At 63.6% G+C, this 17,624-nt stretch carries 19 protein-coding genes; 9 read left to right on the plus strand and 10 right to left on the minus strand.

Features of this window, described 5'->3' with window-relative positions; genetic code table 11:
• Positions 1–45 precede the first annotated feature (45 nt).
• The 3 genes from qcrB to BB28_RS12105 are packed head-to-tail and all read left to right on the plus strand — an operon-like array spanning position 46 to position 2,352.
• Positions 46–1,632, plus strand: coding sequence for a cytochrome bc1 complex cytochrome b subunit (gene qcrB, locus BB28_RS12095; RefSeq protein WP_046253694.1), 1,587 nt, complete (start codon positions 46–48; stop codon positions 1,630–1,632).
• Between the two features lie 49 nt (positions 1,633–1,681).
• The gene (locus tag BB28_RS12100; RefSeq protein WP_046253695.1) at positions 1,682–2,065 is read left to right on the plus strand and encodes a guanyl-specific ribonuclease; all 384 of its coding nucleotides are present in this window, start codon (positions 1,682–1,684) and stop codon (positions 2,063–2,065) included.
• Entirely contained in the window at positions 2,062–2,352 is a 291-nt protein-coding gene (locus BB28_RS12105; protein ID WP_046253696.1) for a barstar family protein, read from the plus strand. Before BB28_RS12100 ends, BB28_RS12105 begins: the two co-directional genes overlap by 4 nt.
• A 60-nt stretch (positions 2,353–2,412) precedes the next feature.
• Here BB28_RS12105 and katG read toward each other — a convergent pair whose 3' ends face one another.
• The 4 genes from katG to BB28_RS12125 form a co-directional block, all read right to left on the minus strand.
• Complete coding sequence (gene katG / locus BB28_RS12110) at positions 2,413–4,629, minus strand: catalase/peroxidase HPI (protein ID WP_064393461.1); 2,217 nt, start codon at positions 4,627–4,629, stop codon at positions 2,413–2,415.
• A 36-nt stretch (positions 4,630–4,665) separates the two neighbouring features.
• Positions 4,666–5,124: a Fur family transcriptional regulator gene (locus BB28_RS12115; RefSeq protein WP_064393462.1), complete on the minus strand. Its 459-nt coding sequence runs from the start codon at positions 5,122–5,124 to the stop codon at positions 4,666–4,668.
• Between the two features lie 161 nt (positions 5,125–5,285).
• Positions 5,286–5,693: a MarR family winged helix-turn-helix transcriptional regulator gene (locus BB28_RS12120; RefSeq protein ID WP_030097898.1), complete on the minus strand. Its 408-nt coding sequence runs from the start codon at positions 5,691–5,693 to the stop codon at positions 5,286–5,288.
• A 173-nt stretch (positions 5,694–5,866) separates the two neighbouring features.
• Positions 5,867–6,532, minus strand: coding sequence for a GNAT family N-acetyltransferase (locus tag BB28_RS12125; RefSeq protein WP_064393463.1), 666 nt, complete (start codon positions 6,530–6,532; stop codon positions 5,867–5,869).
• 244 nt (positions 6,533–6,776) lie between these two features.
• Between BB28_RS12125 and ripD the strand changes: the two genes are divergently transcribed.
• Positions 6,777–7,331 carry an NlpC/P60 family peptidoglycan-binding protein RipD gene (ripD, locus tag BB28_RS12130; protein ID WP_064393464.1) on the plus strand — a complete coding sequence of 185 codons (555 nt, stop codon included), beginning with the start codon at positions 6,777–6,779 and terminating at the stop codon, positions 7,329–7,331.
• 29 nt (positions 7,332–7,360) lie between these two features.
• Here the strand turns inward: ripD and BB28_RS12135 are convergent, their stop codons facing one another.
• Positions 7,361–7,807, minus strand: coding sequence for an SRPBCC family protein (locus BB28_RS12135; protein ID WP_064393583.1), 447 nt, complete (start codon positions 7,805–7,807; stop codon positions 7,361–7,363).
• Between the two features lie 109 nt (positions 7,808–7,916).
• Here BB28_RS12135 and BB28_RS12140 point away from each other — a divergent pair, with 109 nt between their 5' ends.
• Positions 7,917–8,591 carry a (2Fe-2S)-binding protein gene (locus tag BB28_RS12140; RefSeq protein WP_064393465.1) on the plus strand — a complete coding sequence of 225 codons (675 nt, stop codon included), beginning with the start codon at positions 7,917–7,919 and terminating at the stop codon, positions 8,589–8,591.
• 15 nt (positions 8,592–8,606) lie between these two features.
• On the opposite strand, the gene BB28_RS12145 is transcribed toward BB28_RS12140, so the two are convergent.
• Positions 8,607–10,088, minus strand: coding sequence for a flavin-containing monooxygenase (locus BB28_RS12145; RefSeq protein ID WP_064393466.1), 1,482 nt, complete (start codon positions 10,086–10,088; stop codon positions 8,607–8,609).
• Between the two features lie 101 nt (positions 10,089–10,189).
• Between BB28_RS12145 and BB28_RS12150 the strand changes: the two genes are divergently transcribed.
• Complete coding sequence (locus tag BB28_RS12150; protein WP_126315397.1) at positions 10,190–10,576, plus strand: hypothetical protein; 387 nt, start codon at positions 10,190–10,192, stop codon at positions 10,574–10,576.
• An 18-nt stretch (positions 10,577–10,594) separates the two neighbouring features.
• Here BB28_RS12150 and BB28_RS12155 read toward each other — a convergent pair whose 3' ends face one another.
• Positions 10,595–11,251, minus strand: coding sequence for a maleylpyruvate isomerase N-terminal domain-containing protein (locus tag BB28_RS12155; RefSeq protein ID WP_064393468.1), 657 nt, complete (start codon positions 11,249–11,251; stop codon positions 10,595–10,597).
• Between the two features lie 95 nt (positions 11,252–11,346).
• On the opposite strand from BB28_RS12155, the gene BB28_RS12160 reads away from it, so the two are divergent.
• From BB28_RS12160 to BB28_RS12170, 3 genes are all read left to right on the plus strand, one after another.
• Positions 11,347–11,832 (plus strand): hypothetical protein, encoded by a 486-nt coding sequence (locus tag BB28_RS12160; RefSeq protein WP_064393469.1) that lies wholly within the window; start codon positions 11,347–11,349, stop codon positions 11,830–11,832.
• A 159-nt stretch (positions 11,833–11,991) separates the two neighbouring features.
• Positions 11,992–13,239 (plus strand): MFS transporter, encoded by a 1,248-nt coding sequence (locus BB28_RS12165; RefSeq protein ID WP_081252379.1) that lies wholly within the window; start codon positions 11,992–11,994, stop codon positions 13,237–13,239.
• The gene (locus BB28_RS12170) at positions 13,236–14,606 is read left to right on the plus strand and encodes an LLM class flavin-dependent oxidoreductase (protein ID WP_064393471.1); all 1,371 of its coding nucleotides are present in this window, start codon (positions 13,236–13,238) and stop codon (positions 14,604–14,606) included. Before BB28_RS12165 ends, BB28_RS12170 begins: the two co-directional genes overlap by 4 nt.
• On the opposite strand, the gene BB28_RS12175 is transcribed toward BB28_RS12170, so the two are convergent.
• From BB28_RS12175 to BB28_RS12185, 3 genes are all read right to left on the minus strand, one after another.
• On the minus strand, positions 14,595–14,885 hold the full coding sequence (locus tag BB28_RS12175; protein WP_064393472.1) for a hypothetical protein: 291 nt from the start codon (positions 14,883–14,885) through the stop codon (positions 14,595–14,597). The genes BB28_RS12170 and BB28_RS12175 overlap by 12 nt on opposite strands.
• Positions 14,886–15,048: 163 nt before the next feature.
• A complete protein-coding gene (locus BB28_RS12180; protein WP_064393473.1) occupies positions 15,049–15,885 on the minus strand; it encodes a ChuX/HutX family heme-like substrate-binding protein in 837 nt (278 codons plus the stop codon).
• Positions 15,875–17,617 carry a diflavin oxidoreductase gene (locus BB28_RS12185; RefSeq protein ID WP_064393474.1) on the minus strand — a complete coding sequence of 581 codons (1,743 nt, stop codon included), beginning with the start codon at positions 17,615–17,617 and terminating at the stop codon, positions 15,875–15,877. Before BB28_RS12185 ends, BB28_RS12180 begins: the two co-directional genes overlap by 11 nt.
• Positions 17,618–17,624 lie beyond the last annotated feature (7 nt).

The following is a 17,624-nucleotide window of genomic DNA, read 5'->3' on the forward strand; positions in this document are numbered from 1 at the left end:
CTACTCTCCGTAGTAGGCACAAAGTCTCTTCCCAAGGGAGCAGCTATGGGTCAAGCAACGGAGCTTGCCAATGCGATCGACTCGCGCTACCACGCGTCATCGGGCTTGCGAAGACAGATGAACAAGGTCTTCCCGACGCACTGGTCATTCCTGCTGGGGGAGATCGCGCTCTACAGCTTTGTGGTGCTGCTGATTTCGGGTATCTATCTGGCCTTGTTCTTCGACCCCTCGATGGCCGAGGTCACCTACAATGGCGTCTACCAGCCGCTACGCGGTATGCAGATGTCCAAGGCCTATGAAAGCTCGTTGAATCTGAGCTTCGAGGTTCGAGGTGGCCTGTTCGTGCGCCAGGTCCATCATTGGGCGGCACTGATGTTCGCGGCCTCGATCGTCGTACACCTGGCCCGCATCTTTTTCACGGGGGCATTCCGCCGTCCGCGTGAGGCCAACTGGGTCATCGGATCGCTACTGCTGATCCTGGCCATGGCAGAGGGATTCGCGGGCTATTCGTTACCCGATGATCTGTTGTCCGGCACCGGGCTTCGTGTGGTCACGCAGGGCATGATGTCACTGCCGATTGTCGGTACCTGGATGCATTGGGCGTTGTTCGGCGGCGACTTCCCCGGAAATATCGTGCTGCCAAGACTTTACGTTCTGCATGTCCTGCTTGTTCCCGCCATCATGATCGCACTCATCGGGGTGCACCTGGCACTTGTGTGGTACCAGAAGCACACGCAGTTTCCGGGACCACGGCGCACCGAGGCCAATGTTGTTGGGGTAAGGATTGTTCCGGTGTTCGCCCTGAAATCTGGTGCATTCTTTGCCATCGTCACGGCGGTTCTCGCGCTTATGGGCGGGCTGTTGCAAATCAACCCGGTATGGCTGCTGGGCCCCTACAAGCCATCGCAGGTAGCGGCCGGATCACCGCCCGACATCTACCTGATGTGGACGGACGGCCTGCTGCGGCTCGTCCCGGATTGGGAGCTGTACATCTTCGGCCATACGGTCCCCGCCGTGCTGTGGGGAGTGTTGGGCATCATGCTCGCGTTCGTGGTGATCGTGGCCTGGCCATTCATCGAGAGACGCTTCACCGGCGACGATGCGCATCACAATCTGCTGCAGCGTCCGCGTGATGCGCCGGTCCGCACTGCCATTGGGGCAGCTGGCTTTTCGCTCTACATATTGCTCACACTGTCGTGCATCAACGACATCATCGCGTTGAAGTTCCATATCTCGCTGAATGCGACGACGTGGATCGGCCGTATCGGCATGGTCATCTTGCCGATCGTCGTGTACTACCTGGCCTACCGCTGGGCCATCGGCCTGCAACGCAGCGACCGCGCAGTACTCGAACACGGCATCGAGACCGGCATCATCAAGCGACTGCCGCACGGTGAATACATCGAGCTGCACCAGCCACTGGCCGGTGTCGACGAGCACGGCCACGCCATCCCCCTGGAATACCAGGGCGCCGCAGTGCCACAGCGCATGAACAAGCTCGGATCGGCCGGCGCACCCGGCACCGGCTCGTTCCTGTTCGCCGACCCCGCCGACGAACAAGCCGCACTGGTGCGGGCCGAACGCGCATCGGCGCGCACCGAATTAGCGGTGCTCCGCGGAAGATCGCGGTAACCGAGTCGCCGACCGAAGTTGCGGCCACGGCGTGCAGTACCGTCGAAGCATGTCGCCGCGTTTGCGTGTGGTGGGTGCCGCGGTCCTCGCGCTGGCACTCATCGGTTGTACCGAGCCTTCGCCGGCTCGTGCCACCATCGCCGAGTGCAACTTGTCCGAACTGCCGTCGGAGGCTTCCGGAACGGTGCACCTGATCCATGCCGGCGGGCCGTTCCCGTATCCGCGTAATGATGGTGTCGTGTTCCAGAACCGCGAGAGGGTCCTGCCCTCGGAGCCCCGCGGGTACTACCACGAGTACACGGTCCGAACTCCGGGGAGTAAGACGCGTGGCACTCGGCGGATCATCACCGGTGGCAATCCACTGAACGATCCTCCACACGTCTATTACACGGGCGATCACTACCAGTCATTCTGTGAGGTTGAAGGCGCATGAAGACCTATGTCGTCGAAGGCTCCCACGTCCGTACCCGGGCGGACTTCTTCACCGAACTCGGGCGCGCGGTGAATGGGCCGGGCGGCTACTTCGGCAGCAATCTCGATGCTCTCGTCGATTGCCTCCGGGGTGGATTCGGCACGCCTGACGACGAGCCGTTCCGGTTCGTTCTGCAGGACGCGACACGCATCAAGTCCGCGGTGGGGAAGAAGGATTGGGCTGCCATCGAGGAGATCTTCGAGGAAGCCGGAGTGCCGCTGACCGCGCGAACGAAAGACGCCGACTAGTTATGGCGATAACGCGATGGCCGGCCCCCGAAGGAGCCGGCCATCCACGTGTGGCGGGTATCAGCGGACGTCGAAGCGGTCCGCGTTCGACACCTTGACCCATGCCGCGACGAAGTCCTTGACGAACTTCTCCTTGGCGTCGTCCTGTGCGTAAACCTCTGCGAGAGCTCGTAGTTCGGAGTTCGCGCCGAACACCAGATCAACCCGGCTGGCAGTCCACTTCGCCGCACCGGTGCCGCGATCGGTACCCACATACGTACCGTCGTCGGCCGAGGACGGCGTCCACTCGGTGCCCATATCGACCAGGTTGACAAAGAAGTCATTGGTCAATATCCCGGGCTTGTCGGTCAGCACACCGAGCTCGGAACCTTGGTAGTTCGCGCCCAGCACGCGCAAGCCACCCACCAGGACTGCCAGTTCCGGCGGGGACAGCGCCAGCAAGTTGGCCTTGTCGATCAGCTTGTACTCGGCCGGAATCTGCGCACCCTTGCCCAGGTAGTTGCGGAACCCATCGGCTGCCGGCTCCAGGTAGGAGAACGAATCGACGTCGGTCTGTTCCTGCGTCGCATCGCCGCGGCCGGGAGTGAACGGCACGGTGATATTGAATCCGGCGTCCTTGGCCGCCTTCTCGACGGCGGCAGCTCCACCGAGTACGACAAGGTCGGCGAACGAGACCTTCTTGGCGCCGGCGTTGAACGACTCCTGGATGCCTTCGAGCGTGCGGATCACCTGGGCGAGTTCATCGGGCTCGTTGGACTCCCAGCCGGCCTGCGGTTGCAACCGGATACGTCCGCCATTGGCGCCGCCGCGCTTGTCGCTGTTGCGGTACGACGCCGCGGCCTTCCATGCGGTCGACACCAGCTGCGGCACGGTAAGGCCGGAGGCGAGAAGCTGCGCCTTCAGCTCGGCGATGTCAGCGTCCCCGATATTGGTATCCGAGGCGGGAATGACGTCCTGCCAGAGCAGGGTTTGCTTCGGCACCAATGGCCCGAGGTAGCGGGACAGCGGCCCGAGATCGCGATGGATCAGTTTGTACCAGGCCTTTGCGTAGGCGTCGGCCAGTTCCTCGGGGTGATCGAGCCAGCGTCTGGTGATCGCCTCGTAGATCGGATCGAAGCGCATCGACAGGTCGGTGGTGAGCATCGATGGATGCGTCTTACCCGCGCCCTGCGCCATGGGTACCGAGTTGGCCCAGCCGCCCTCCTTGGGCTTCCACTGATGCGCACCCGCGGGGCTCTTGGTCAGCTCCCAGTCGTTGCCGTAAAGAATCTCCAGGAAGCTGTTGTCCCACTTGGTCGGTGTGTGGGTCCAGGTCACCTCCAGACCACTGCCGATCGCGTCGTTGCCCTTGCCGGAGCCGAATGAGCTCTTCCAGCCGATACCCATCTGCTCCAGCGGCGCATCCTCGGGAACCGGCCCGACAAGCCCGGCATCGCCCGCACCGTGTGTCTTGCCGAAGGTGTGACCACCCACGATCAGCGCCGCCGTCTCCTCGTCGTTCATCGCCATCCGGCCGAATGTCTCACGGATATCGATCGCGGCGGCCAATGGATCCGGATTGCCGTTGGGGCCTTCGGGATTGACGTAGATCAGACCCATCTGCACGGCGGCAAGCGGGTTCTCCAGGTCACGGTCCCCGGTGTAGCGTTCATCGCCCAACCAGGTGTGCTCGGGGCCCCAGTAGACGTCCTGCTCGGGCTCCCAGCGGTCTTCGCGTCCGAATGCGAACCCAAAGGTCTTGAACCCCATGGTGTCCATGGCGTGGTTGCCGGCAAAGACGATGAGGTCGGCCCAGGACAGGGCGTTTCCGTACTTCTTCTTGACCGGCCACAACAGGCGCCGCGCGCGATCCAGCAGCACGTTATCGGGCCAGCTGTTCAGCGGGGCGAAGCGCTGCATGCCAGCGCCCGCACCGCCCCGACCGTCGGCGACGCGGTAGGTGCCCGCAGCATGCCAGGACATGCGGATGAACATCGGGCCGTAATTGCCGAAGTCGGCAGGCCACCAGTCCTGCGAGTCGGTCAGGACCGTCTCGACATCCTTTTTGAGCTCGTCGACATCGATTGTCTGTACGGCTTTGGCGTAATCGAAGCTCTCACCAAGTGGGTTCGCGGCGGGCGGGTTCTTCTTCAGAATGCCCAGGTTGAGCTGGGTTGGCCACCATTCGCGGTTGGCGTTACCACCCTCGACGGGGTAGTTCAGGCGACCACCGGCCACGGGGCAACCGTTCGAGGGCTGATTGTTCGCCTCAGCGATGGGCGGGTGTTCTTCAGGCACAGCGATCCTTTCGGGAGGGGGTGATATGGGCTGTGATCACGTGTGTGATCCCGAAATTCGTGTGGACGCAGCGTGTGCTGCACAGTCGGGGCATAGGCCCCAATAGATGACCTCGGCCTCCTCGAGGACGAATCCGTTGTAGTCGGACGGGGTGAGACAGGGCGCTGCACCGATGGCGCAGTCGATATCCGCGATGACACCGCACGAGCGGCATACGGCGTGGTGGTGGTTGTCGCCGACCCGAGATTCGTACCGGGCGACGGAGCCGGAAGGCTGAATCTTGCGCAGCAGGCCGGCCGATGTCAGGGCCGCCAAGACGTCGTAAACAGCCTGTCGGGACACCTCGGGCAGACCCGCCCGCACCGCACCGAAGACGGTCTCGGTATCGGCGTGCGGGTTCGCTTCGACGGCCTCAAGCACGGCGACTCGGGGCCGCGTCACGCGCAGATCGGCGGTCCGCAGCAGTGCCGCGTACTCGTCCGGTGTGAAGGCCACAACGGCAGTATGCCTGAATTATCTGGAATGAGTCCAAGAAATCCGCAAAAGAGTTGTAAAGAGTTCAGAACCCGTTCAACCAGCGCAAAGACGCCATCAATGATGGTCAAACGTCGTCAATAGTGTTGACACTGAGCACTTTTGCACGCGGAGGGGGCGAACTACCGTGCCGACATCGTCTCGATCACTCCGCCGAGCAGCCTGCGCAGCTGGGCTCGGTCCTTGTCCGTCATATTGGCCAGAATCTCGTCGTCATCCTCGCGCAGCGTGGCGTCGGCGCGCTCGAAGAGCTTTCGTCCCTTGGCGGTCAACTCGGTGGTCAGCACTCTCGCGTCCGCCTGCCGTCGCGAACGATGCACAAGACCTGCCTCCTCCAGCGACCGCTGGACCAGGCTTACCGCCTGGGGGGTGATTCGAAGCTCTGCGGCGATCTCAACATTGGAGATCCCCGGCTGTGCGGAGAGCACGGCCAGGCACTCCATCTGCGGAACAGTGACGCCGAAGTCGCGCACGATCACCGAAGCGCGTGACCACAGCACCCGGTAGATCTGAGACACCAGAATGCCCATCGGAGATTCCTCGTATGTGCTCATACCGCGCTAACAGTAGCGGACCTCGCCAATGTTCTACCGCCCGAAGCGCTGTGGAGGGGCGGCGTGTCGTCCGGCAAATTCACACCAATTCATCAGTGCATCAAGCACATTGATCAATGCTCTTGATGAGCACTAAATCTGTCGCGCTTCTAATGCGTGGAGGCGCCGGGTGCACGTACCACCATGGGTACGGCGGGGAAGTAGGCGGCCATCACCGATCGGGACTTTCGCAAAGCCGCGGTGCCGTAACCCTTCTTGCGGTGGTCGGGATGGACCCAGATCCGCACGTTCACCTCACCGTCGACCAGCTCACCAAAGACGATGCCGACCTTGCTGGGCCCTTCGACGGCGACGAACCAGGCCGCCTCCTCGTCGTCGATGCGCGCGAGAGCTGCTCTCAACTCGTCGTCTACACCCCCGGCCGGGGCGCCGGACCCGTCGCCGGCCTGGCCGATCTCTTCGGTACGTGCGGCGAAGATGTCGGCATCGGCCTTCCCGGAGAACGGGCGCAGTTCGAGGCTGTCTCCCGAGCTCGCGGGCCGCTCCATGAGTGTGAAGGTGAGCTGGCTGTTGAGATCCTCGAGCTCGGCTGCGTTCTTGCGGCGCTCATCCTTGGTCAGATGATCGAACGACATCCCCATGACCGCCTCACCGCCCAGATGCGAGGTTCCCAATAGTGCGGCTATCGCGTCGATCGCGCTCTTTCGGTCATCGGCTTCCACAATCAGGTCAAGCACTTCGTGACGCCGTTCGAACGCGCTGGTGAGTGCGTCGGCGATTTCGCGGCGGGTGGCAAGGCGGTCGTGGTCGGTCATGGCGCCAGCCTACGACCGGCGGGCCAACCGCGCTCAAGAAACGTTGAGCGTAAGGGTTGACGTGCGCCGAAGCCCCGTCGCGTATCACCGTTCGGTTACGTTACGACAACTCATTGGCTATGTCGCAGAACCTAATTGGGATTAGAAGGGGATGCGGAGGTACAAAGGATCTTGGTGGTCATCGCCGGCCGGAGGGAACCACCCGCGCGTAGAGAATTCGCGGCCGGAGAGAAGCGACAATCGAATGAAACGCACACACGCCGTCATGCTCGGCATTGCCCTGCTCTTCGCCACCCCGGGCTTGGCCTCGGCCGACGTCCACAAAAGTCCGGCCGACGCCCAGAAGCTCGTCAACGCGGTGATCGCCAGGGGCCTGTCTCAACGCGGCGTGCCGTTCACGTATGGGGGCGGTAACACCGACGGCCCGACCACCAGTACCGACACCACGCCTGCCGCGCCGGAGGCGACCACGAGCCTGCTGGGATTGATTCCCGCTCCGGTGGCCGCGCCTACGCCCAGGGTTCCCGGTTTCGACGCCTCGGGGCTGATGGTGTACTCCTACGCCGCCGCGGGCATCAAGCTTCCGCGCCGGTCTGGTGATCAGTACAACGCTGGCCGGAAAATCGCTCCGTCCCAGGCACTTCCGGGGGATCTCATCTTCTACGGCCCCAACGGCAGCCAGAGCGTGACCATGTTCCTGGGGAACAACCTCATGCTGGAGGCGTCCGAACCCGCGGTGCAGGTGTCGCAGGTACGGTTCAACGACATGGCCCCCTACCTGGTTCGGGTGATCGAGTAGTCACATCGCTGGAGGGGCTTTCTGTGCGATCACCGCTCGCGCAGAAAGTCCTCAATCCGTTCCAGCACAGCGGGCCAACCGACCAGACATAGCTGCCTGAACCGCATCTGGTCGTGGTCATTCGAGTTGAATCCGGTCGCCTCGACCGATAGTCGGGTTCCGTCTGCATTCGGGTTGAGGGTCCAACGTGAGTCGATGGAGATCGATCCGTCGCGGGTGGTCATCCGGTAGGCCAACAGCTCGTCGTCGATAATCTCGGTGAATCGGCCGTCGATCTCTCCGACGAATCCGCTTCCCACGAACGGGAAGACGCTAAACGAGAATGCGAGTCCCGTCTCGTATTCGGTGGGCCCGAAATCTTTGACCCACTGTCCGAACAACTGTGGCGAAACAAGAATCGACCACACCTGGTGGGCCGGATACGAGTAGTGGTATTCGAAATTGACAGTAGTGAGGTCCCCGACCTGCTCAGCCACCAACGACACCTTTCGTGCGCACTGACCCTGGATGTACCGGACGCAAGTAACCTAGACCCAACGCCTCGCCCGCGCGTGATCTTGATCGGGCTGATGGCATCATCGGCGTGTGAGCGCGGTTGAGGTGTCGGCTTTTGGGCCCTTCTTCGCCGTCGAGACCCATGACGCCGGTGATACACCGAGGTCGCCGTGGCGGCCTGTGGCGGAGTTGACCGACGGATCACGCGCGTTGGCGGATCGGATTGAGCGCGTTCGAAGCAATCTCGCCGCACGGATAGCGGTGAGCCCCGCCGACATCGATCTGCGGGTAGCGGGCTCGGTGGCTCATCTTGGTTTGGTCGCCCGCATCCTGGCACCAACCGTCGCCGCAGCGGCATGCGACGAACCTCGAATCTCGCAGCAGCCACACGAGTTGTGGTGGCAGGACGAGCTCGGGGGTCCGTTTCCGCTTTCCGTGGTCACGCGGATGGGGGAGGGCAGCGTCATCACCGGGTCGGTAGTGGAATCGATCACCGAGGGCGTCATGGAACACACCGGGGTGAGCGACCGCGTCCTATGGGGAAACGTCGGATCTGCGGTCAACAGCGCCGCGCGTCTCATCGTCTCGTCGCGACCCGAACTGACCGATGCTGCCCACGAAGTGGCCGACACCTACCTCCGCGACCTTCGCGTCGACGACGGCACCCAACGTGCAGGGCCTGATTTCCGGAGACGCAGCTGCTGTCTCATCTATCAGCTCACCGACGACCGTTCCGCGGTATGCGGCGACTGTGTACTCGGCTAACCCACACAGAACCGGCTAGGCCAGCTGGTAGGCCTCCAGCGGGAAAGACTCCTGCTCCTTGTACGCGCTGGCCGTGGATGTCGGACGCAGCAGCGCGGCCTCACCGTGCTGGTTGAAGTAGTAGCTTCGTGCCGTTTGGCAGCTGCCGAGATAGAACACCGAATTGTCCAGGTTGCCGACCATGCGGTTCAGGAACTCGGTGTTGGCCTCGTCGGTGACCTCGAAGGTTTCGGTGCCGGTGCGCGCCATCTCGCCAAAGAGCCGCTTGATGTGCCGCATCTGGGACTCGATGGTGTCGAAGTAGGACAACCCGCTGTAGGAGTACGGCCCGTTGAGCGTGAGCAGATTCGGGAACTTGGGCACCGCGATACCTTCGAATGCCTGGAAGCGATTGTCCCGCCAGAACTTCCCGAGGTTGTAGTCCTCACGACCGACTACCTCGAACGCGGGGAAGGCTGATTCCCACAGATTGAAACCGGTGGCCAGGACCAGGGTGTCGATGACCGTCTTGCGACCGTCCGCGGTGACGATGCCGTCCGGCTCGATCCGCTCGATCGATGCCGTCTCCAGGCTGACGTTCTTCTTACTGAAGGCCCGGAAGTACGTGTTCGAGAATGTCGGACGCTTGCAGCCGAAGTCGTAGTCGGGTGTCAGCTTGCGGCGCAGCTCGCGATCGCGCACCTGCGCGAACAAATGCGCCCTGGCCAGCATCGCGGCCCCGTTGTTGGCCTGCCGGAACTGGCGGAAATGCAGCACTCCGCCCACCATGATCACTTCAAGGATTGCCGAACCCACCGTGCGAGCGATCTTTTGGGTGCGTGGCACCTTCGCGAAAAGCTTCTTGATCACACCGGGGACCTTCGCGTCGGCCTTGGGCACGACCCAGATCGGGGTGCGTTGGTACACCGTCAGGTGCTGCGCGTCCTTGGCCAGCTCAGGGATGAGCTGAACGGCGGTGGCGCCGGTGCCGATCAGGCCGATCTTGTGGCCCGCGGCCCGATAACTGTTGTCCCACTTGGTGGTGTGGATGACCTTGCCGGCGAAGGACTCGATACCCGCAATATCGGGCATCTTGGGCTGAGACAGGTATCCGGTGGCCGTCAGGAGGTATTTACCGGTGAGGGTCTCACCAGACTCGGTGGCCACAACCCAGTGTTGCCCTTCCTCGTCCCAGCGTGCACCCGACACCGGGGTGTTGAACCGCATGTACTTGCGCAGGTCGTGCTTCTCGGCCACGTGGGCGGCGTACTGCTTGAGTTCGGAACCCGGAGCGAACAAACGCGACCAGTAGGGATTCGGCTCGAAGGAGTACGAATAGGTCGCCGAAGGGATGTCGACAGCCAGGCCGGGGTAATGGTTGACGTGCCAGGTACCGCCCAAATCATCCTCGCGATCCAGGATCGCAAGGTTGGTCAGGCCCAGCTCCTTGAGCTGGATCGCCGCGCCCATCCCGCCGAAACCGGCCCCGACGATGACGGCGTCAAACTGCGTTGTCATGTCCCAATGCTAGCCGCGACGTCCGAGAAATGGTCCGCCTGTCTAGATGTGCTCCACGCCACATGAAACGTAGTGTACATAATGACACACTGTGTCATACAGTGGACTCAACCCGAGAGGAGCACCGTCGCATGATCACCGAATGCACAGTTCAAGGTGTCAAAACGCTCGTCAGGGTGGTGTCCTCGGCCGGGTTCCTCGCCGCGGCGGTAATCACGGCGGTAGTTCTTACGGAACCCCCGCTGGCCGCTGCAGGCCCAGCCGCCGTCGGCGGCGCCCAAGGGGTCATCGACATGCTCACCTCCGAGGGGTACCGCGTCATCGTCACCAAGACGGGCGGACGGGACATCGAGGACTGCACAATTCGATCTGTATTTACCCAAACGCCGGTGCAGCACCAGCACACGAGCGATATCAGGCCGTCCCCAGGTCGCGATGGGGAAGCCCCTGATTACAAGATCGCCTACGTCACCCTCAACTGCGCGTAGGCGAAGCACGCTCGTGACTCAGCGGAGAAAGACGGGAATTCTGTTCCCGTCGGTTCCCAAGGCCGCGGCTTGCGCGGCGGTTGGGGAGCGGCGCCCCGTTCCGATCAATAGGGCATCGGTATCCGACAGTGCCGCGGGAATCTTGTATCCGGCGATCTGCTCCACCATCTGACGTGCACGTGAAAGCCCGGCGGCGGGTGGGGCTGCCGCGTCGGGCAGATACGCGACAAGGTCGAGATGATGCAATGTCCACTCCAGGACGTAGGCATCCAGGTAATCGCCCACGGTGAGAACCTGGCCCTTGGTGGCGATGCACTGATCGCGAGGGGCGAGGACCGCAGCGCGCCCCGCAGCGGCACCCAGGTCATCCAGGTGAAAGGTGAGCAGGCTCGGCTCCCGGTAGGCGGCGGCCAACCGGACGATTAGCGCATCGAGGGCGTCGTCTCCGGCCGGGGGCGCATCGAGGACTTCCCAGTAGGTCAGCGCATCGCGCGTCGGTGGTTCCGCACTGGGAGTTGCCAGGGTTATCAGCACGTCTTGGGCATCGATGATCAGATGGCACACCAGGTCGCGCACGAGCCAGCCCGCGCAGCCCGAAGGCCGGGTAAATGCCTGGCCCGGCAGATCGGCGACAGCGGCGCGCAGAGCTGCCCAGGTGTGGGTGAAGAGGTCCACCGCCGGAAAGTAGCAGCACGACAAGTGGTACGGAACTCCCGCGCCACCGCATCCGACCTCTAGTCTCAGAGATGTTCGAATTTGGGAGGCATTGAGTGAGGACGCAGCGCCACGACGACGTTGGGCTTGAGGACACGCTGCGCGCGATCGAGCGCGGTGTGCTTGAGGACGTCTGGATGAGCAGGCCGCGACGCTGGACCGCGCTTGCGGCCGCCATCGTCCTGGGTGTGGCCGCGGCAAGTCGCTGGTCAAACCTCGGTGCGCAGGCCAGCCCGTCGCTACATGTCGATGCCGTGGTGCCCGGGACGTCCATCATGTTTGTGGCGGCGTGCCTTGTTTCGCTCGTAGCTCTGCGCCGGAGGCACTTCCGGTGGTGCTGCGCGGCGGCGTACACCGCCGCGCTGAGCACCGTGACAAGTCTGGCCGCGCTGTGGTGGCATCAGACGGCGGACGGGTCCGATCCGTTGATGTGGACGCTGCTCGCTACTGTCGCGTCCGCCACGCTGACGGTCACCTGGCTCGCGACGATTCTTACCCCGCTAGAGGACTCACAGCCCGATATGCGGGCCGGTAGCCACTAGCCGCACGGCTGAAATCCCGCCGAGCACAAAGGTTCCCACTGCCGATCCGGTAATGCACCGTGGCATCACGTGACTACCACCAGCGCGGCACCTGCCGTCCACGCGGGTGGGCCGGCCCTGAGTGGCGGTCCCGGCGCCCGCACCGTCGCGCTGAGCTGCATGGTCGGCACCACCATCGAGTGGTACGACTTTTACCTCTACGCGACGGCCGCGGCGCTTGTCCTCAAACCCCTGTTCTTCCCGACCGTCTCATCGACGGCCGGCACGCTGGCCTCGTTCGCCACCTACGCGGCGGGGTTCGGTGCGCGCCCAGTGGGTGCCGTCATCGCCGGACACCTGGGTGACCGGCTGGGGCGCAAGGCCGTTCTCGTTGGGGCGCTGCTGCTCATGGGCATTGCCACCGCATTGATCGGCGCGCTGCCGACCTATGCCGACGCGGGAGTTCTGGCGCCGGGCGCACTGGCGGCGCTACGGGTGTTGCAGGGGCTCGCGGCCGGGGCAGAATGGGGTGGCGCCGCCCTCCTGTCCGTTGAACACGCCCCGCCCGGCCATCGGGGACTGTTCGGCAGCTTCACCCAATTGGGCTCACCGGCGGGAATGCTCTTGGCTACGGGGGTATTCGGTCTCACCCGATCACTTGCCGGACCGGAGGCGTTCCTTGCCTGGGGCTGGCGCCTCCCGTTCTTGAGCAGCGTCATCTTGGTGGCCGTCGGCCTGGCGATCAGATTGCGTCTGAGCGACTCGGCGGACTTCCGGCGGCTACGTGACCGAGGCGAGCTCGCGCGGCTGCCTGTCGTGGAAGTCCTGCGTACGCAGCCCCGTAATGTGCTGTTGACCAGCGGCTTACGGTTGTCGCAAATCGCCTTGTTCGTGCTGCTGACCACCTACTCGCTCACCTACCTGCAAGACGTATTCGGGAAGGACAGCCAGGTCGGATTGACTGCCGTGTTGATCGCCTCGGCGATCGGCATCGTGAGCACGCCGGCGTGGTCCGCACTCTCGGACAGGATCGGCCGACGCCCGCTTTACCTGTTCGGAGCCGCGGCCGGACCGGTGGCGTTGACGCTGTTCTTCCTGGCCGCCGCAAGCGGTTCAACGGTTCTCGTGGTGCTCTCAATTATCTTCGGGATCAACGTTGTTCACGACGCCATGTATGGGCCGCAGGCCGCATGGTTCGCCGAATTGTTCGACACCCGTGTCCGATACAGCGGGGCGTCGCTGGGCTATCAGATCGGTGCGGTGCTATCCGGTGGATTCGCTCCGCTGATCGCCGCGGCACTGCTGGCTGTCAACCATGGCAACCCATGGCTCATCGTCGTCTACTACCTGGTGCTCGCCGCACTCACGTTCGCCTCCGCACACGCCGCCCGTGAGACCTATCGCGACAAGATCGGGGCCTCTCGATGAGCCGGATTTACCTCAATGCCTTCGATATGGCATGTGTCGGCCACCAATCACCTGGCCTGTGGCGACATCCCGAGGATCAGGGACATCGATACCGCACGCTGAGCTATTGGACCGAACTCGCCCGGTCACTCGAGACCGGCGGATTTGACCTGTTGTTCCTGGCCGATGTGCTGGGCGCGTATGACGTGTACGGAGGTTCTCGCGATGCGGCCGTGGTCGACGCGGCACAGTTCCCGGTGAATGACCCGTCGTTGGCCGTATCGGCGATGGCGGCGGTGACCGAGACATTGGGATTCGGGATCACGCTGTCGCTTACCTACGAGCAGCCGTATGCCTTGGCGCGCCGCCTCTCGACACTCGATCACCTCACCGAGGGGCGGGTGGCATGGAACATTGTCACATCGTATTTAGACAGTGCAGCAAGGAATTTAGGACTGGACTCTCAAATACCGCATGACCGGCGCTACGACATCGCCGACGAGTACCTCCAGGTCTGTTACAAGCTGTGGGAAGGTTCGTGGGAGGACGGTGCCGTGGTGCATGACAGGGCGCGAGGTGTCTTCACCGACCCGGCCAAGGTCCATGACATCGCGCACCGGGGAAGGTATTTCACCGTTCCTGGGCCATTTCTGTGCGAACCCTCGCCGCAGCGCACACCGGTGTTGTTCCAGGCGGGTGCCTCGGCGCGGGGAATTCAATTCGCGGCCGCTCATGCCGAAGCGGTGTTCGTATCGGGTCCGACGCCGCAGGTCGTGCGCGGACCCGTGCGGGCGCTGCGCGAAGCCGCAGCGGGATTGGGCCGCGACCCGCGGTCCATCAAGGTTTTCACCATGGTGACGCCGATCGTCGCCGAGACGCGGGATCTGGCGATCACCAAGCTGCATGAGTACCGCCAATATGTCAGCCCCGCAGGTGCATTGGCACTATTCGGTGGATGGACGGGAGTTGATCTGGCTGGGCTCGCGCCAGACGAGGCGCTGCGGCATGTGGAGACCGATGCCAACCGTTCCGCGCTGGCCTCGTTCACGAAGGATCCGAACCGTACCTGGACGGCCGGTGAACTTGCCCAGGAAATCGGGATCGGCGGGCGTGGGCCGGTTCTCGTCGGTTCTGCCGCCGACATCGCCGACGACTTGGAACGCTGGGTCGATGACGCCGATGTCGACGGGTTCAATGTCGCGTATGTGACGACACCCGGGACCTTCGTCGATTTCGCCCGCTTCGTGGTGCCTGAGCTTCGCCGCCGTGTCCGGGTGCCGCATCGGCGGGAAAAGCTCAGTCTGCGTGAACATCTCGGTGGCCGCGGGCCTTATCTGTCCGACGGACACCCGGGCCGGTCGCACCGTCGAGCAGCGCTACCCGGCTGACAAGGTGGAGTGATCTCCGAATCGATCACTAAGCGCCACAAGCAACTGGTCCAGTGCGGCCAGCTCGGCGCGTTTGGCACCGACGAGCCGGTGCAGGCGCGAGAGGCTTGATGGCTTGCCGCTCTGTCTTCTGCGCTCCAGGGAAGCCACGTGGTCGTCGAGTTCCCGCAGAGCTACCGCGCGTAGCTCGCCGAGGACATCCTGGTAGTACTGCGCCTGACGCAGATCCGCGCTCCGACCAGGAAGGATCGGATCGACGACCTTGATCAGGCTGCTCACGGTGCACCGCCCATGTTGCCTCCGGGTGTCGCTTTCATGCGCACACGCTAGGGCCGCACAATTTCCCGGACGCTGCCCCCAATTCACCGGGACATCTCAATCTGTTCACACTTCGCTGGCCGCCCACTGTGAGATGGGTGTCGAACCACGAGGCGGGTGGGGGTCAGGCGGCGTCCGGCAATGAGGCAATCATGTGTTCCCACGCCTGATGAAGCCGGGGCGTGATCGGTCCGGTTTGCGTGATGGTGGTGACGCACCGATGGCTGTGGTCGTAGAGCTCAACCGACGATGTCAGGCCCTGGGTACCGTGCGCATGTGTCACCCAGGACTCCGCGATGAACACCGGATCCATGGCATACCGCGAGGCCCCGAAGATGACAGCGATGTGTGCGCCGGCCTGTTCGACCATTGCCGCGTGGCCGCGGTGCAGCTGCACGCAGCCGCCGCCGGGGACGGCGATCGTGAAAGGCATGTCCACGTCCACGATGTGAGCCAGCAGATGGGGGATGACCTGCGAATCGATCTTGCGGGCGCCGGTGAACGGGAGCACCCGATAACGCCCGGGAGTGAGAGCGTCAAGGTGGGTGAGCTGATCGGTGTCATGCCAATTGACGTCGGACCAATCGGTGACGGGGAACGCCTCGGGGATCGCCGCCGGTGCCAGTTCGAGGGCGCTGATCGTCAGGCGGTCCGAAAGCGGGGTCAGGTACGCGCGGTGCGTGCCGGTCTCGGCGACCATCGTCAGTGCTCGCGGTGCTAGGAAGGCATCGCGGACAAGTGCAGGGTTAAGCCGAAGTGCGATGTACTCGTCGTCGCAGCACAGTGCTTCACCGGGGAAGGCGGGTTCCAGGTACTCGCCGGTGTGGCTGATCAGGGCCGCATCGTTGGCGGTCACGGCCACCACCGTGCCAAGGGCGGGGAGCGCCTCGGCAATGGCGTTGGGCCCCGCCACGATTCGTCGGGCGGGGCAGTGTTCGCAGCGCCGGCCGTCAGTACACATCGCGGACGTACCGCTTCTCCCGCTTGAGGGTGTTGACGTATTCGGACGCCTCGTCGGGACTGAATCCGCCGTGCTCACCGACGATCTCGTGCAGCGCCTTGTCCACATCCTTGGCCATGCGCGTGGCATCGCCACATACGTAGAAGTGCCCGCCATCTTGGAGCCATGCGAACAGATCCTGGCCGTGCTCGCGCATCCGCGTCTGCACGTAGATCTTCTCTGCCTGATCACGCGAGAAGGCCAGATCGAGTCGGTTGAGGAGGCCGGACGTGTGCCAGCCGTCGAGCTCGTGCTCGTAGATGTAGTCGTGGTCCCGGTGCTGGTCACCGAAGAACAGCCAGTTGCGGCCGCTGGCACCGCGCTGCTCACGTTCTTGCAGGAACGCCCGGAACGGTGCCACGCCGGTACCGGGTCCGACCATGATCATCGGCGCATCGTCATCGCTCGGGACCCGGAAGGACTTGTTGGGCTGCAGGAAGATTCGGGCATTGCTGCCACGATCTGCCAAGAAGGTGGAACACACCCCGCCGCGTTCACGGCCCAAGCTTTGGTACCGGACACTGGCTACCGTCAAGTGGATGCGCTCTGGGTGAGCCAATGCGCTGGAAGAGATCGAGTAGGCGCGGTGCTGTAGCGGTTTGAGCAGCCCCATGAACTCTTCCAGGCTTAGCGCATCCCCGCCGATGCGCAGGATGTCGAGGATGTCCTTGCCGTACAGCCAGGCATCCAGCACCTCCTTGACACCACCCCGCAGTGCATGCGAGAACTCCTCGCTCTCCGCCCGGCTTTCCACCTCGCTCAACAAGTCTCGTGACGGGGCGCTGATCTCGTAGCGTGTGCCCAGCAGTTCACCCAGGGGCTCACCGTCGACCAGGGTCTCTGTGGAGACACGGAAGTGATCCGCGATCGCCGCTACCAGTGTCGGATCGTTCTCCGCGATGACCGCGAGCGCGTCGCCCGCCTCGTAGGTGATCCCGCTGTCCGCGAGCGCGAACTCGAAGTGCCGGATCTCCTTGTCAGAGCCCGCGCGTGAGAGCAGCCGGTTGACCCGTACCTCTGCGGGAAACGGATTCTTGCGGGTCCATCCGGAGCGCACCACGGTGCTTGGCGGGGGAGTTCCAGGGGTGCCGCTGGCTCCGGCCAGGGTGACCAGGCTCGCGACTGCGCCCTGGACCCATTCGGCGGCCTGCGCCTCATAGTCGATGTCGCAGTCGGCGCGTCCGACCACCCGACTCGCACCGAGCTGTTCGAGCCGGGTGTCGATGAGCTTGCCTGCTTGACAGAAGCCGTCGTAACTGGTGTCGCCGAGGGCGAGCACACCGTAGGACACCCCTTCGAGGCGGGGCGCCAATGTTGAAGACAGTGCATCCCAGAACAGTTCGGCGTTATCGGGCATCTCGCCCTCGCCGTAGGTGGACGTGACGATGAGGACGTACTTCAGCCCGGCGAGCTGATCGAGCGCTATCTCCTCGAGGCCGCTGACCGTCACGTCGAACCCCTGAGCCTTGGCCGCGGCGGCAGCGTCACCCGCCACGATCTCGGCATTGCCGGTCTGGGTGCCGTACAGGATGCGCAGTGGCGGACGGGGAGCTGCGAGGTCTGCGGAGGCCGCCGGTGGTGGCGTTGCCAGGTTCATGGCGAGACGGGAGTGCAGTCCCGCCAGGAAGCCGGAGAGCCAGGCGCGCTGGTCCTCGTTGAATGGGGCGTCTTCGGGAATGTAGGCGATCTTCATGGCTTCT

It is taken from the genome of Mycobacteroides chelonae CCUG 47445 (assembly GCF_001632805.1).
Classification (GTDB): domain Bacteria; phylum Actinomycetota; class Actinomycetes; order Mycobacteriales; family Mycobacteriaceae; genus Mycobacterium; species Mycobacterium chelonae.

What these genes read in the sequence shown, in the direction of transcription:
- qcrB (WP_046253694.1), top strand. Translation starts at nt 46, where the DNA reads ATGGGTCAAGCAACGGAGCTTGCCAATGCGATCGACTCGCGCTACCAC.
- BB28_RS12100 (WP_046253695.1), top strand. Translation starts at nt 1,682, where the DNA reads ATGTCGCCGCGTTTGCGTGTGGTGGGTGCCGCGGTCCTCGCGCTGGCA.
- BB28_RS12105 (WP_046253696.1), top strand. Translation starts at nt 2,062, where the DNA reads ATGAAGACCTATGTCGTCGAAGGCTCCCACGTCCGTACCCGGGCGGAC.
- BB28_RS12120 (WP_030097898.1), bottom strand. Translation starts at nt 5,693, where the DNA reads ATGGGCATTCTGGTGTCTCAGATCTACCGGGTGCTGTGGTCACGCGCT.
- BB28_RS12125 (WP_064393463.1), bottom strand. Translation starts at nt 6,532, where the DNA reads ATGACCGACCACGACCGCCTTGCCACCCGCCGCGAAATCGCCGACGCA.
- ripD (WP_064393464.1), top strand. Translation starts at nt 6,777, where the DNA reads ATGAAACGCACACACGCCGTCATGCTCGGCATTGCCCTGCTCTTCGCC.
- BB28_RS12145 (WP_064393466.1), bottom strand. Translation starts at nt 10,088, where the DNA reads ATGACAACGCAGTTTGACGCCGTCATCGTCGGGGCCGGTTTCGGCGGG.
- BB28_RS12165 (WP_081252379.1), top strand. Translation starts at nt 11,992, where the DNA reads ATGGTCGGCACCACCATCGAGTGGTACGACTTTTACCTCTACGCGACG.
- BB28_RS12170 (WP_064393471.1), top strand. Translation starts at nt 13,236, where the DNA reads ATGAGCCGGATTTACCTCAATGCCTTCGATATGGCATGTGTCGGCCAC.
- BB28_RS12180 (WP_064393473.1), bottom strand. Translation starts at nt 15,885, where the DNA reads ATGTGTACTGACGGCCGGCGCTGCGAACACTGCCCCGCCCGACGAATC.
- BB28_RS12185 (WP_064393474.1), bottom strand. Translation starts at nt 17,617, where the DNA reads ATGAAGATCGCCTACATTCCCGAAGACGCCCCATTCAACGAGGACCAG.